The organism is Pandoraea sp. B-6 (assembly GCF_000282835.1).
Taxonomy (GTDB): Bacteria; Pseudomonadota; Gammaproteobacteria; order Burkholderiales; family Burkholderiaceae; genus Pandoraea; species Pandoraea cepalis.
On the sequence record NZ_KB290500.1, the window covers coordinates 20139 to 32067 of the forward strand.

The 11929-nt window shown below is 61.7% G+C and carries 11 protein-coding genes and 3 pseudogenes; 11 read left to right on the plus strand and 3 right to left on the minus strand.

Annotation, left to right across the window (positions count from 1 at the left end):
• Positions 1–293 precede the first annotated feature (293 nt).
• Both A985_RS0105560 and A985_RS0105565 read left to right on the plus strand, forming a co-directional pair.
• Positions 294–596, plus strand: coding sequence for a putative quinol monooxygenase (locus A985_RS0105560; RefSeq protein ID WP_017232412.1), 303 nt, complete (start codon positions 294–296; stop codon positions 594–596).
• Positions 597–626: 30 nt separating this feature from the next.
• Positions 627–3278 carry an excinuclease ABC subunit UvrA gene (locus A985_RS0105565; RefSeq protein WP_017232413.1) on the plus strand — a complete coding sequence of 884 codons (2652 nt, stop codon included), beginning with the start codon at positions 627–629 and terminating at the stop codon, positions 3276–3278.
• 320 nt (positions 3279–3598) lie between these two features.
• Here the strand turns inward: A985_RS0105565 and A985_RS24365 are convergent.
• Together A985_RS24365 and A985_RS28090 are read right to left on the minus strand one after the other, a co-directional pair.
• Positions 3599–3906: pseudogene (locus A985_RS24365) on the minus strand (IS3 family transposase); the annotation flags it as partial.
• 80 nt (positions 3907–3986) lie between these two features.
• A complete protein-coding gene (locus A985_RS28090) occupies positions 3987–4151 on the minus strand; it encodes a hypothetical protein (RefSeq protein ID WP_157211362.1) in 165 nt (54 codons plus the stop codon).
• 109 nt (positions 4152–4260) lie between these two features.
• Between A985_RS28090 and A985_RS24370 the strand changes: the two genes are divergently transcribed.
• The 5 genes and pseudogenes from A985_RS24370 to A985_RS28475 all read left to right on the plus strand — a co-directional run.
• Positions 4261–4851, plus strand: coding sequence for an NAD(P)-dependent oxidoreductase (locus A985_RS24370; RefSeq protein WP_017232415.1), 591 nt, complete (start codon positions 4261–4263; stop codon positions 4849–4851).
• On the plus strand, positions 4844–5788 hold the full coding sequence (locus A985_RS0105580) for a LysR family transcriptional regulator (RefSeq protein WP_017232416.1): 945 nt from the start codon (positions 4844–4846) through the stop codon (positions 5786–5788). Before A985_RS24370 ends, A985_RS0105580 begins: the two co-directional genes overlap by 8 nt.
• 188 nt (positions 5789–5976) lie before the next feature.
• Positions 5977–7296 (plus strand): MFS transporter, encoded by a 1320-nt coding sequence (locus A985_RS0105585; RefSeq protein ID WP_232424529.1) that lies wholly within the window; start codon positions 5977–5979, stop codon positions 7294–7296.
• A 27-nt stretch (positions 7297–7323) separates the two neighbouring features.
• The gene (locus tag A985_RS0105590; protein ID WP_017232418.1) at positions 7324–8076 is read left to right on the plus strand and encodes an Asp/Glu racemase; all 753 of its coding nucleotides are present in this window, start codon (positions 7324–7326) and stop codon (positions 8074–8076) included.
• Between the two features lie 189 nt (positions 8077–8265).
• Positions 8266–8431: pseudogene (locus A985_RS28475) on the plus strand (IS3 family transposase); the annotation flags it as partial.
• Between the two features lie 208 nt (positions 8432–8639).
• Here A985_RS28475 and ribA read toward each other — a convergent pair.
• Entirely contained in the window at positions 8640–9287 is a 648-nt protein-coding gene (gene ribA / locus A985_RS0105595; protein WP_017232419.1) for a GTP cyclohydrolase II, read from the minus strand.
• A gap of 396 nt (positions 9288–9683) precedes the next feature.
• Between ribA and A985_RS0105600 the strand changes: the two genes are divergently transcribed.
• The 4 genes and pseudogenes from A985_RS0105600 to A985_RS28985 form a co-directional block, all read left to right on the plus strand.
• The gene (locus tag A985_RS0105600; protein ID WP_026131679.1) at positions 9684–10310 is read left to right on the plus strand and encodes a LysE family translocator; all 627 of its coding nucleotides are present in this window, start codon (positions 9684–9686) and stop codon (positions 10308–10310) included.
• Between the two features lie 217 nt (positions 10311–10527).
• Positions 10528–10824, plus strand: coding sequence for a DUF4148 domain-containing protein (locus A985_RS24375; RefSeq protein ID WP_017232421.1), 297 nt, complete (start codon positions 10528–10530; stop codon positions 10822–10824).
• 257 nt (positions 10825–11081) lie between these two features.
• Positions 11082–11759 carry a heavy metal response regulator transcription factor gene (locus A985_RS0105615; RefSeq protein ID WP_017232423.1) on the plus strand — a complete coding sequence of 226 codons (678 nt, stop codon included), beginning with the start codon at positions 11082–11084 and terminating at the stop codon, positions 11757–11759.
• Positions 11756–11929: pseudogene (locus A985_RS28985) on the plus strand (two-component sensor histidine kinase); the annotation flags it as partial. The gene A985_RS0105615 and the pseudogene A985_RS28985, both read left to right, overlap by 4 nt.

The window sequence follows — 11929 nt, forward strand, 5'->3', positions numbered from 1 at the left end:
CTACCGCTACCGTTGCCTGGTGTTAAACCCGGCTGACGTATTGCGCCTCGCTGGAGGCGGACGTGACTTGATCCCGCCGCGGGCTAATGCGACGAACACCGTGAGCCGTTCGAAACAATACATGCATCGACGATCCGTCGTGCGAGTAAGATAGAACATCTTTTGAAGTTGGTTGGCCCCTACCCGAAAAAAGCCGACATGCGCCAAAGGCGCCAATATTTTGTGATCAATACACCCGGTGCGGAGCAAGTATCATTGGTCCGTCACCCAGTGCTTGCAACAGGAGCGATGTCATGGTCAATACCGCGTTGTTCGTCCGGCTGGAAGCGAAACCGGGCAGGGAGCAGGACGTAGAAGCCTTTCTGATGGGCGGATTGCCGCTCGTCGAAGCGGAGCCCGCAACGATCACGTGGTATGGTCTGCGCCTCGGGCCGTCCACGTTCGGCATCTTCGACACTTTTCCCGACGAAGCCGGCCGCCAGGCGCATCTTGCGGGCAAGGTCGCCGAGGCGCTGATGGCGAACGCCGCCGACCTTTTTGCCAGGCCGCCCGAAATCGCGCACATCGACGTGCTCGCGGCGAAACTGCCCGGCTAGCTGGCCTGCGTATTGCCGCCGCCCCAGCGGATGAACTCCCGTCGGAAGCCGTCCCCCGAAGTCGCGCGCGATGGCTTCGTGCGCGTGCGTGGCGCGCGCGAACACAACCTGAAGAATATCGACGTTGACATTCCACGCGATGCGCTCGTTGTATTCACGGGCGTTTCCGGCTCCGGCAAGTCGTCGCTTGCGTTCGGCACGCTCTACGCCGAGGCGCAGCGCCGCTACTTCGAGTCGGTCGCGCCTTACGCGCGCCGGCTGATCGAACAGGTCGGCGTGCCCGAATTCGATTCGATCGAAGGATTGCCGCCCGCCGTCGCACTTCAGCAGCAGCGCGGCACGCCGAGCGCGCGCTCGTCGGTGGGAAGCGTCACGACGCTTTCCAGCCTCGTGCGTATGCTTTACTCGCGCACCGGCAGCTATCCGCCGAAGCAGCCGATGCTCTACGCCGAGGACTTCTCGCCGAACACCGTCCACGGCGCCTGCCCGACGTGCCACGGGCTCGGACGCGTGTACGAAGTCAACGAAAAGTCGATGGTCCCCGACGATACGCTCACGATCCGCGAGCGCGCAATCGCCGCGTGGCCGCCCGCATGGCACGGGCAAAATCTGCGCGACATCTTAGTCACGCTCGGCTACGACGTAGATATTCCGTGGCGCGAGCTGCCAAAAAAAGACCGCGACTGGATCCTATTCACCGACGATACGCCCACGGTACCCGTCTACGCCGGCTTAACGCCCGAGGAAACGCGGCTTGCGCTCAAGCGCAAGATGGAGCCGAGCTATCAGGGCACGTTCACCGGCGCGCGCCGCTATGTGCTGCGCACGTTCGCGAATACGCAAAGCGCGCTGATGAAGAAACGCGTGTCGCGTTACATGATCGGCAGCGAGTGCCCGGCATGTCACGGCAAGCGATTGAAGCGCGAGGCCTTGTCCGTGACGTTCGCCGGACTTGACATCGCAGCGTTCTCGCAGATGCCACTCGTGCGCCTCGCCGACCTGCTCGGCCCGATCTCACGTGGCGAACTTCCCGCGCACACCCACGGCATCGACGGCGACAGCGCGATCCTTGGTAAGCAGGCGATGCGCGAAGCGACCGAGAAGCGCGTGGCAGCGGGCGGCTCCGCGCACAAGGCGGCGCCGAACGTGCGGCGTACGCGCAACATGTCGGACGAGAAGCGCGTCGCAGCGCAGCGCATCGCGGAGGAATTGCTCGAGCGCCTCACGACACTGATCGACCTCGGGCTCGGTTACCTTGCGCTCGATCGCTCGACGCCTACGCTTTCATCGGGCGAATTGCAGCGCTTGCGGCTCGCGACGCAGCTCGCCTCGCAACTATTCGGCGTCGTGTACGTTCTCGACGAGCCGTCGGCAGGGTTGCATCCTGCCGATGGCGAAGCGCTTTTCACGGCGCTCAAGCGGCTGAAAGCGTCGGGCAATTCGCTTTTCGTCGTCGAGCACGATCTGAACATGATGCGACGCGCGGACTGGCTCGTCGATGTCGGCCCGGCCGCGGGCGAAGCAGGCGGTCACGTGGTGTACAGCGGGCCGCCGGCGGGGCTCGCGAAGGTCGAGGCGTCGCAGACGCGCAAGCATCTCTTCGCCACGCACAAGCGTGCCGCGCACACGCCCCGCACGCCCTCGGGCTGGTTGCGGCTCGCGAAAATCACGCGCAATAATCTGCACGGACTCGATGCCGCATTTCCGCTCGGCTGCTTCACGACCGTGACCGGCGTCTCGGGCTCGGGCAAATCGAGCCTCGTCAGTCAGGCACTGCCGGAGCTCGTCGCGGAACGCCTCGGCCGCACGATCACACCGGACGCCGACGAAGAACTCGACCCGCTCCTCGCCGCCGAGACACAGCCGACTGGCGGCGACATCGTCGAAGGAATGGAGGCGATCCGGCGGCTCGTGCGCGTCGACCAGAAGCCGATCGGCCGCACGCCGCGCTCAAATCTCGCGACCTACACCGGCCTCTTCGATCACGTGCGCAGGCTCTTCGCCGAGACGCCCGCCGCCCGCAAGCGCCGCTACGACGCGGGCCGCTTCTCGTTCAACGTTGCGAGCGGCCGCTGCCCGACGTGCGAAGGCGAAGGGTTTGTCAGCGTCGAACTGCTGTTCCTGCCGAGCGTGTACGCGCCCTGCTCAACCTGCCACGGTACGCGCTTCAACGCACCGACGCTCGAAATCGAATGGCGTGGCAAGAACATCGCGCAGGTGCTGGGATTGACGGTCGATGCCGCCTGCGACTTCTTTGCCGACGAAGCGCAAGTCATGCGCCCGCTGCAAGTGCTGCAGGACATCGGCCTCGGTTATTTGCGGCTTGGACAGCCCGCGACGGAGTTATCGGGCGGCGAGGCGCAGCGCATCAAGCTCGCGACCGAACTTCAGCGCGCGCAGCGCGGCGACTCGCTCTACATCCTCGACGAGCCGACGACAGGCCTCCACCCCGCCGACGTCGACCGGCTGATGACGCAGTTGCAGGGACTCGTCGACGCAGGCAACACGGTGATCGTCGTCGAGCATGACATGCGTGTCGCGGCGCACAGTGACTGGCTGATCGACATCGGACCGGGCGCGGGCGACGACGGCGGAAGGACGGTTGCCTGCGGCCCGCCTCGTGAAGTTGCGAATGTGGCAGAGAGCCGCACTGCCGCTTACCTGCGCGATCGTTTGTCGTAAGGCCGAAGCCGTAACGCCGGTCAGTTAAGGTTCTTCGTCCGGTATCGATTCGCTGCCGTAGTACATGCACAATGTCAGCCGGCAGGGTAACGGGCATCCTTCGGTTTGCCCGTTCACTACCGGAGGAAACCAAGATGGCTGACTTGCTCGTTGATTCGCCCTCCCTGAATCTCGTCGCTATTGACGTCGCTCGCTAGTCGAACGCTGTGTTGATTGAATCATCGAACGGCAAGCGGCAACGCTTTCGGATGTCGAACAGCGCGGCCGACTTTGACCGATTGTCGAGTTATCTTCACGCGCTACCGGGGCGCTGCAAGGTCGCGCAGACGCTGTGAGAGGGCCATCTTGCGGCGCTTGGGCAATTTGGAGCGAAGCTGCAATTGCGCCTCGCCGTAAAGCCGAAACACTCGATTGCGGCTCACACGCCAGTCTTCGCGCTTGAGCAACACATGCACGCGCCGATAGCCGTCGCGAACCCGGGTATGCGCAACTCGCGCATACGGGCTCGCAACGCCGTCTGGGGATCCTTGACGCTACGGTAGTAGCGGGTGCTGTGCGCTTGCTTGACCAGCCCACACGCCCGACACTTGGGGAGGTGCAAGTGATCTACGATGTAGTCCACGGCTTGCGCTTCATCGCCAACCGCCGAAAAGAGATTTCCGCGCTGAAACACTAACACTCATTTCCGTCCTGGCTTTCTCAACCAGATCAGTCCGGTTCATGATGAATGCCGGTACGAGGCAGGTCGGGAAGAAGCGCTACGCGCTTTGGCTGTTGACGTGGTGTCCCAGCCCGCTCGCCGGACTTCAGCCCCGGCAACTCGAGCCCGATTGCCGGCAGGTCCGCGTCGAGCGATTCCTCGAGCAGGCTCATTCTGTAACAAGGCGCAAGCATCGGCGGGAGCTTTGCGGCAAACTACCGGCTCGGATCATTCGTGTGCCGCACGAATGCATTTGTCGATCGACCAATATGGAAGCTCATCATGGCCAGCTCGCCCCGCATCAGCATCGCCATCCTCGACGATTACCAAAACGTAGCGCTGGAAATGGCGCGCAAAACGCTAGGCGTCCTCGGTCTCGGACATATCGGATCAGCCGTCGGTGTGATTGGGCGCGCTTTCCAGATGAATGTGATTTCCTGGCGCCAGAACTTCACGGCGGAGCGCGCCGAATCAAAGGGTGTGCAACGGGTCGACAAAGACACCTTGTTCTCGACGTCGGACTTCCTCAGCCTCCACTTTCGCCTGAGCGAACGGACTCAAGGGCTGGTCGGCGCCGAAGCGTTTGCGCGGATGAAGAAGACAAGCCGTCTGATCAATACGTCGCGAGGTCCGATTGTCGATACGTCGGCGCTGATCGACGCGCTAACGAGCGGTCAGATCGGTGGCGCCGCAATCGATGTGTATGACGCCGAGCCACTCGAACTGGCTCATCCGTTGCGCTCGCTTCGGAATGTACTGCCTACGCCGCACATCGGATACGTCACGCGCGAGCGCTATCAGACGTTTTACGGCGATACGATACGCAATTTCGTCGAGTGGCTCGATCAGTCGCAACGGATCGATCATGCGTAAGGGCGCGCCATTCATCCCACTTGGCTCCAGAGACGGGGGTTGGAGTACGAAGCTCGATCCCGTATCGCTCAAGCTCTTTGTGCGCGTGGTCGAAGAAGGCACCATCGCCGGCGCGTCGGAGATCGAGCACATCGCCGCACCCGCTGTCAGCAAGCGGCTCAGAGAACTCGAAGAACTCTTCGGCACGCCTTTGCTCACACGCACGAACAAAGGCATCAGTCCGACCGCGGCAGGCGCAAAGCTGTCCGTCCTCGCGCGTGACGTGCTGGACGACATGCGAAATATCGTGCTGCAAATGAAGGCGTACTCGGATGGCCTGCGGGGATCCGTGCGCGTGCTCGTCAATATCTCCGCGATCTCGACCGATATGCCGCCGATTATCAAATCGTTCACCGAGCGCTATCCCGACATCAACATTTCTCTGCTCGAACGCGACAGCCTCGCGATCACCGAGAGTATCGCCGAAAACGTTGCTGAAATCGGCGTATTCACCCGCTTGCCTCATAGCGCCGACATAGAGGTCCATCCGTTTCGTACGGACGAACTCAAGGTTCTGGTGCCATCGGGTCATCCACTCGCACATCGCCGGCATGTCACGTACATGGAGACGCTCGCCTATGAGCATGTCGTTCTCCGGGCGGGAACGCATTTGCACTTTCAGATGCTGACGGCAGCAAGCCAGGCCGGCAAGACCTTGCGTGCGAAGGTCGAAGTATCGTCGTACGACGCGTTGTGCCGAATGGTCCAGGTCGGCATAGGCATCGGCATTCTTCCTGCCGGCAATGCGGCGTTGTACCGCCTACCGGGCACGCGGCTTCTGAAGCTGGACGAGGCGTGGGCCAAGCGGGAACTGGTGGTCTGCGTGCGACGCAAGGACGCGCTTTCCCCCGTCGCGCGCCTGTTCTTCGACTACCTGCTCGGCAGCACTCAAGGCTAGTCGCACACGCTCCCGCCATAACGGTTGGCGATGGCGGGATAGCCAACCGCTCATGTACAGCGCGCAACCGCTCCTTTAGCATGAAGAACCTCGAAACGCACAAGTAGCGTTGGTTCCTTCGCCCGTCGTGTGCCCTCTCCCACAGACATGCTCACCGGCCGGGCGCCACCTGGATCAATAGAACGACAATGAACAATACCGGAGCAATGGAGACAGGACGCGCGGGTGCCGCTACGTCCAGCAATCAGATCGGGCGCGCGCAGCGCTACGTCACCCTAGGAGGCTCGTGGGGTGCATGGCTGTTCGACGCGCTCGACGCGACCGTATTCGGCTTCGTGATTCTCGCCGTCTCGCGTACGTTTTCGGCTTCGCTTGCCGACGTGGTATCCACTGTCGCGTGGTTTCTTCTGGCGACGGGCATCGGCGGATTCCTCCTCGGCAATATCTCCGACAAGATCGGACGCAAACGCACGCTGCTCATCTCGGTGCTGACGTATGCGACGGGCACTCTGTTGTGCGGATTTGCCCACAGCATCGCGGAATTGAACGTGTACCGATTTGCGGTCGGCATTGGCGTAGGCGGGCTTTGGTCGGCCGCCGTCGCCCTCATTAGCGAAATCTGGGCACCGTCAGGACGCGCCAAGGCAATCGCCGTGATGCAGACGGGGTGGTCGGGCGGTAGCCTGCTGGCCGCCGTCTTCGCCTGGACATTGCTCGATGCGTCGAACCCCGACTCGTGGCGACGCCTGTTTATTATCTCCAGCATTCCGGCGTATTGCATCGCGCTGTTCATTCTCGTCTTTGTCAAAGAGTCGCCCGTCTGGCTGGCCAATCGCGAGTATTTGAAAAGCAATGCGAGCAAGGCCAATCTGCTGCAGATTTTTCAGCCCAAGTACCGGCGCACGACGCTGCTTGCACTGCTCATTTCGATCATGGGTATGTACGGTTACTGGATCATCACGACGTTCACGCCGACGTATCTGCAGAGTATCTTGCATGTGCGCATCGATCAGGCTCCCGTCTTTCTGGTGTGGACGGGCATCGGCGCAACGCTTGGCTATCTTGCGTACGGCTGGCTCGCCGAGCGAATCGGCAGGCGCGCGGCGTTCGCCGCTTTCTTTGTGGGAATCGCAGTGGCCGTGCCCGTCTTCGCATACGGGGCGACGATGATTCCCCTGACCAACGGCAAACTCGAATTCAACGCACGGAACATCGTGACGATCGGCATGTTGTCCGCGCTGCTCGGATTCTGCACGGGCTATTTCAGCGGCTTCGGTGCATGGTATGCGGAACTCTTCCCCACCAGCATCCGCTCGACGGCAGCCGGCTTTTGCTTCAACTTTGGCCGCGTGGGCGCAATTGCCGGAATCAAACTCGTCCCGGCTCTGATTCCCATCCTGGGATTCACGATGACCTATTGCATCGCTTCGATCGCTTATGTACTGGCCGCAATACTCGTGTTCACGCTTCGCGAGACGCAAGGCGTCAAGCTCACTAGCGGAAACTGATTTTCTCAACCTCTTATTTGCAAGCTCATGAAGACCTATCGAATCGGACAGATCGTCCCTAGCTCGAATACGACGATGGAAACGGAGATTCCGGCCATGCTGACGGCCCGTTACGACCTGTTCCCGCAAGAACGCTTTACGTTCCACTCCGCGCGCATGCGCATGATGCATGTCACTCCGGAAGAACTGAAGAAAATGGACGTCGATAGCGACCGTTGTGCGCTCGAACTCAGCGATGCACGCTGCGATGTGCTCGCCTATGCGTGCCTCGTCGCCATCATGTGTCAAGGCGCCGGCTATCACCGCGTGTCGGAATCCCGCCTGAAGCAGACTGTCGAAGGCAATAACTGGCCGACGCCGATCATCAGCTCCGCCGGCGCTTTGGTCGATGGCGTGAAGACCATGGGTTTTAAGCGCGTAGCGATCATTACGCCGTACATGAAGCCACTAACGCAACAGGTCGTCGATTACATCCAGAGCGAAGACATCGAAGTCACTGATGCGATGAGCCTCGAAGTGTCCGACAACCTCGCCGTCGGCCGTCTCGATCCGATGAATCTCATTGGACATGCAGACCGCCTCGACATCAGCAACGCAGATGCTGTCGTGCTCTCCGCATGCGTGCAAATGCCGTCGCTGCCTGCTATTCAGGCAGTCGAAGATCGGATCGGCAAGCCGGTTCTGTCGGCCGCGACGTCGACTGTCTACCGCATCCTCAAAACACTCGGCCTCGACGCACAAGTGCCGAGCGCGGGACATCTGCTGTCAGGCAAATACTGAGGTTCTCTCGCAACAAGATGGGCCGGTATTCTTTGCCCCCCCCCCGAGCGAACGATCCGATCGATGTAGCAAATCGTGACTCCAGCGATGGCGAAAGTGTTCAAATGCCGACACCATCGCTGGACGTGATGCTGCTATCCGCACCGCCCCGGATTTGGTGGAGGCTCGAATTCCTGAAAGAATCGAGCCATGCGCAAGAAGGCAATGAAGTTTTCCTCGACGGTTCGCGAGCGAGCAGTACGTTTGGTGCGCGAGCCGCGTAGCGAACATCCGTCGATACGGGCGGCGGGTCGAGTCGATTGCAGCAATGATCGGCCGTACGTCGCAGGCGCCGCACGAATGGGTCAAGCGCGACCACCGACGAGCGCGAACGGCTCAAGGCGCTGGACGCATCAACTGAAACCAACCAGTCTCCACCATTCCCGGTGCAGCGCCCAATCCTGGGAATGGCTCAGAGGTCATGTGTTCGCCGCTCGGCAGCTCGGCCGCGACACGCGCATCGAAGCGCATTACAGCACGTATCGAATTACCCCGGACCTCGCTGGACACCGCTGAATTTTCCCTTACTCGTTCTCTTCGAAGTAATGTCCGAACTTGACCTGCTTGGTGCGGATATAACGTTCGTTCTCTTCACGCATCGGGATGTCGAGCGCCACGCGCTCGCACACCGGAATGCCGTGCTTCGCGAGCGTGTCGAACTTCTTCGGATTGTTGCTCATGAGGCGCACCGAACGCACGCCCAGAATGCGCAGAATCGCGGCGGCCGAATCGTATTCACGGGCGTCGTCGGGCAAGCCCAAATCGAGATTGGCCTCGACGGTATCGCGGCCCTGTTCCTGCAGCAAATACGCGCGGATCTTGTTGCTCAGGCCAATACCGCGCCCTTCGTGGCCGCGCAGGTACAGCATCACGCCGCGCCCTTCCTCGGCAATCTTGCGCATCCCCGCATCGAGTTGCTCTCCGCAATCGCAGCGATAGGAACCGAAGACGTCCCCCGTCAGGCATTCGGAGTGCAGACGCACGAGCGTGGGCGCATCGCCGCCGACATCGCCCATGACCAGCGCGAGGTGCTCGTTGTCGCTGCCCTTGACGCGAAACGCGTGAGAGATGAAGGTGCCGTATCGGGTCGGCAGGGTCGCCGTTGCGACAAGCTCGACGCATTCGCCAGCGTCGCACGCGGGCGTGGCAGAGGCAGTACCAGGGGACTTCATGTTGACGTTCAAACAGGCCGAAATTGGGGAGTCGCCCGCCACCGGATGGCGGGGCGTGCGCTAGAAGTGTAACGCCATTTCCGAATTTCGGCCCGCAACGGCATGCAACACACCGTTTCACGGCGCCTGATCATCGGCTGACAACCGGCCAGCGTCGATCTAACGTATTTCGCGCTGCGGCGCGTCGTGCACTGGGTCAGCTACGGCGCCGTGTCGTGTCGCGCCGCGCCGACCCGGCAAGGACGCCAACGAGACCATCGTGCCCCCCTTGCGCCAGCCGTCACGATGTTACGATGCCCGAGCGCACCGTCATGCCTGCGACACCGGCCAATGCTTCCGCGCCTTCGGTTGCGTCACCGATCGCGCCACTCCCTCTGCCCCATGATCGATATCACCGTGCTTCCCTACTTTCTGGTCACCGTCGCCGTGCTCGTTGCGATTCCGGGACCGAATACGATCTACATCGCGACGGCGAGCGCCAGCCAGGGATTTCGCTTCGGGTTGGCGTCGTGCTTTGGTGTGATGCTGGCCACGCTTGTCCACGTTGCCCTCGCGGCGGGCGGATTGACCGCCCTGTTGCTGGCCTCCCCACTGCTGTTCAGCGTGATCAAGTCGCTCGGCGCGGCCTATCTCATCTTTCTCGGCGTGAAGGCCATGCGCAGCCAACCCGCGGCGCTCGGCACCGCGCCGCTGCCGCCAGCACGCATGCTCGGCACATCGATCAAGAAAGGCTTTCTCGTCAATCTGCTCAATCCGAAGACGGGGCTCTTCATCGCCGCCTTCCTGCCGCAATTCGTGAACCCCGAGTCTGGCCATGTGCCGCTGCAAATCGCGACGCTCGGCGTATTGCTCGTGTGCGTCGGTGCGTTGAGCGACATCACTTACGCGGCACTCGCGCGCACCATCGGCAAGACGCTCACCCGCCGGCGCGCAAAGCCCGGGGCCGGGAAGTATGTGACCGGTCTGCTGTACATCAGCCTTGGCGTCGCTGCGCTGGCAACGTCGAACGGTTCAACGCGGTAACGCCGCTTCCCTCGCGTTCCGGGACCTTCCCCGCCCCGCCGCCCTGCTGCCTGCCCCCCCGCCGACACCTTTCATTTTTGTAATCTCCCAGTAACGATCGGGTCAGCCCCCGCACCGCAAAATGCCTTCAACGCTGAGACGCCAACGTCACGGCGGGACCGGCCGGCGCGAAGTGTTCGCGTTGGCACTCACAACCAAACCGTTGAGGCAAAACATCATGAAATCGATCGTAAAGTCCGTCATCGTCGCTTGCGCGCTCGCCATCCCCGCCCTGTCGTTTGCTCAGGCATCGCCGACAACACGTGCAAGCGTTGAGCATGAGCTCGTTCAGATGGAGAACGCTGGCTATGTTCCCTCCGCGAGCAACACTCACTATCCGGACAACATTCAGGCTGCAGAAGCCATGCTGCAATCGCAACCCCACACCGCGAGCGCGTCGAGCCTTGGCTCGACACCGCAAGTCCTTAGCCAGCAAAGCACGAACGACGCGGCGGCGACGTACGTTGGCTCGTGATCGTGTCGCGAGTTGATGCGCACGGCGAACGGTCACCGGCGGCAATGGAAATTGCACCGTGGCTCGTCCGCCGTGCCGCACGGCTCGTCAACAGGTCAGGCGCCGCGAAGCCGCTCGCACGTGACAACGCGCCGACACAACGCCCGGAGCGGACTATCGCCGATATGGCATTCAAGACGCGTTCCGCGTTCGGCTATCATGGGCAAGCGTAGCGTCGGCCAATGCGGCGCGACGCGCCTATTCCGAGGCGACAAAGCATGCGCGTTCTGTTGATTGAAGATGAACCGAAGACCGGCGCCTACCTGAAAAAGGGATTCGAGGAATCCGGCATCTCGTTGGATTTGGCAACCGATGGCGCGCAAGGGCTCCTGCTTGCGCAGGAAGAGGAGTACGACGTCATCATTCTGGACGTCATGCTTCCCGTCATGGACGGATGGGCCGTGGTCAAACGCCTTCGCGCGACCAAGGGAACGCCCGTGTTGTTTCTCACGGCGCTGGACGACGTCCACGATCGGGTTCGCGGCCTCGAGGCCGGGGGCGACGACTATCTCGTCAAACCTTTCGCCTTCGTTGAGCTGCTGGCCAGGGTCCGTACGCTTGCCAGGCGGGGGCCTCCGCGAGACTCGGAAACGCTGCGCGTCGGGGATCTGGAGATCGACCTGCTGCGCCGGCGTGTCAAACGGGCCGGCCATCGGATCGAACTTACGCCGCGCGAGTTTGCCTTGTTACAACTGCTCGCGGGCCGACAAGGTGAAGTGCTCACGCGTACGCAAATCGCCTCGTATGTCTGGGACATGAACTTCGACAGCGACACCAACGTCGTCGAAGTTGCCATTCGCCGGCTACGGTCGAGAATCGACGATGACCAAGCGCTAAAGCTGATACATACCGTGCGTGGCGTAGGGTATGTGCTCGAGGTCCGAGACGAATCATGATTCGCCGTTCCCTCGCCGCAACGCTGGCCCTGTCGTTCGGCGTCACACTACTTGCCGTTTTTGTCCTCGTGGGATGCTACCTATATGTAGCGCTGGACCGTCAGGTCAAGACGGAGCTCGACTCGGATGTCGTACTGGCCAGCCGTCACGTGCGACGTCTGGCGTCTGAA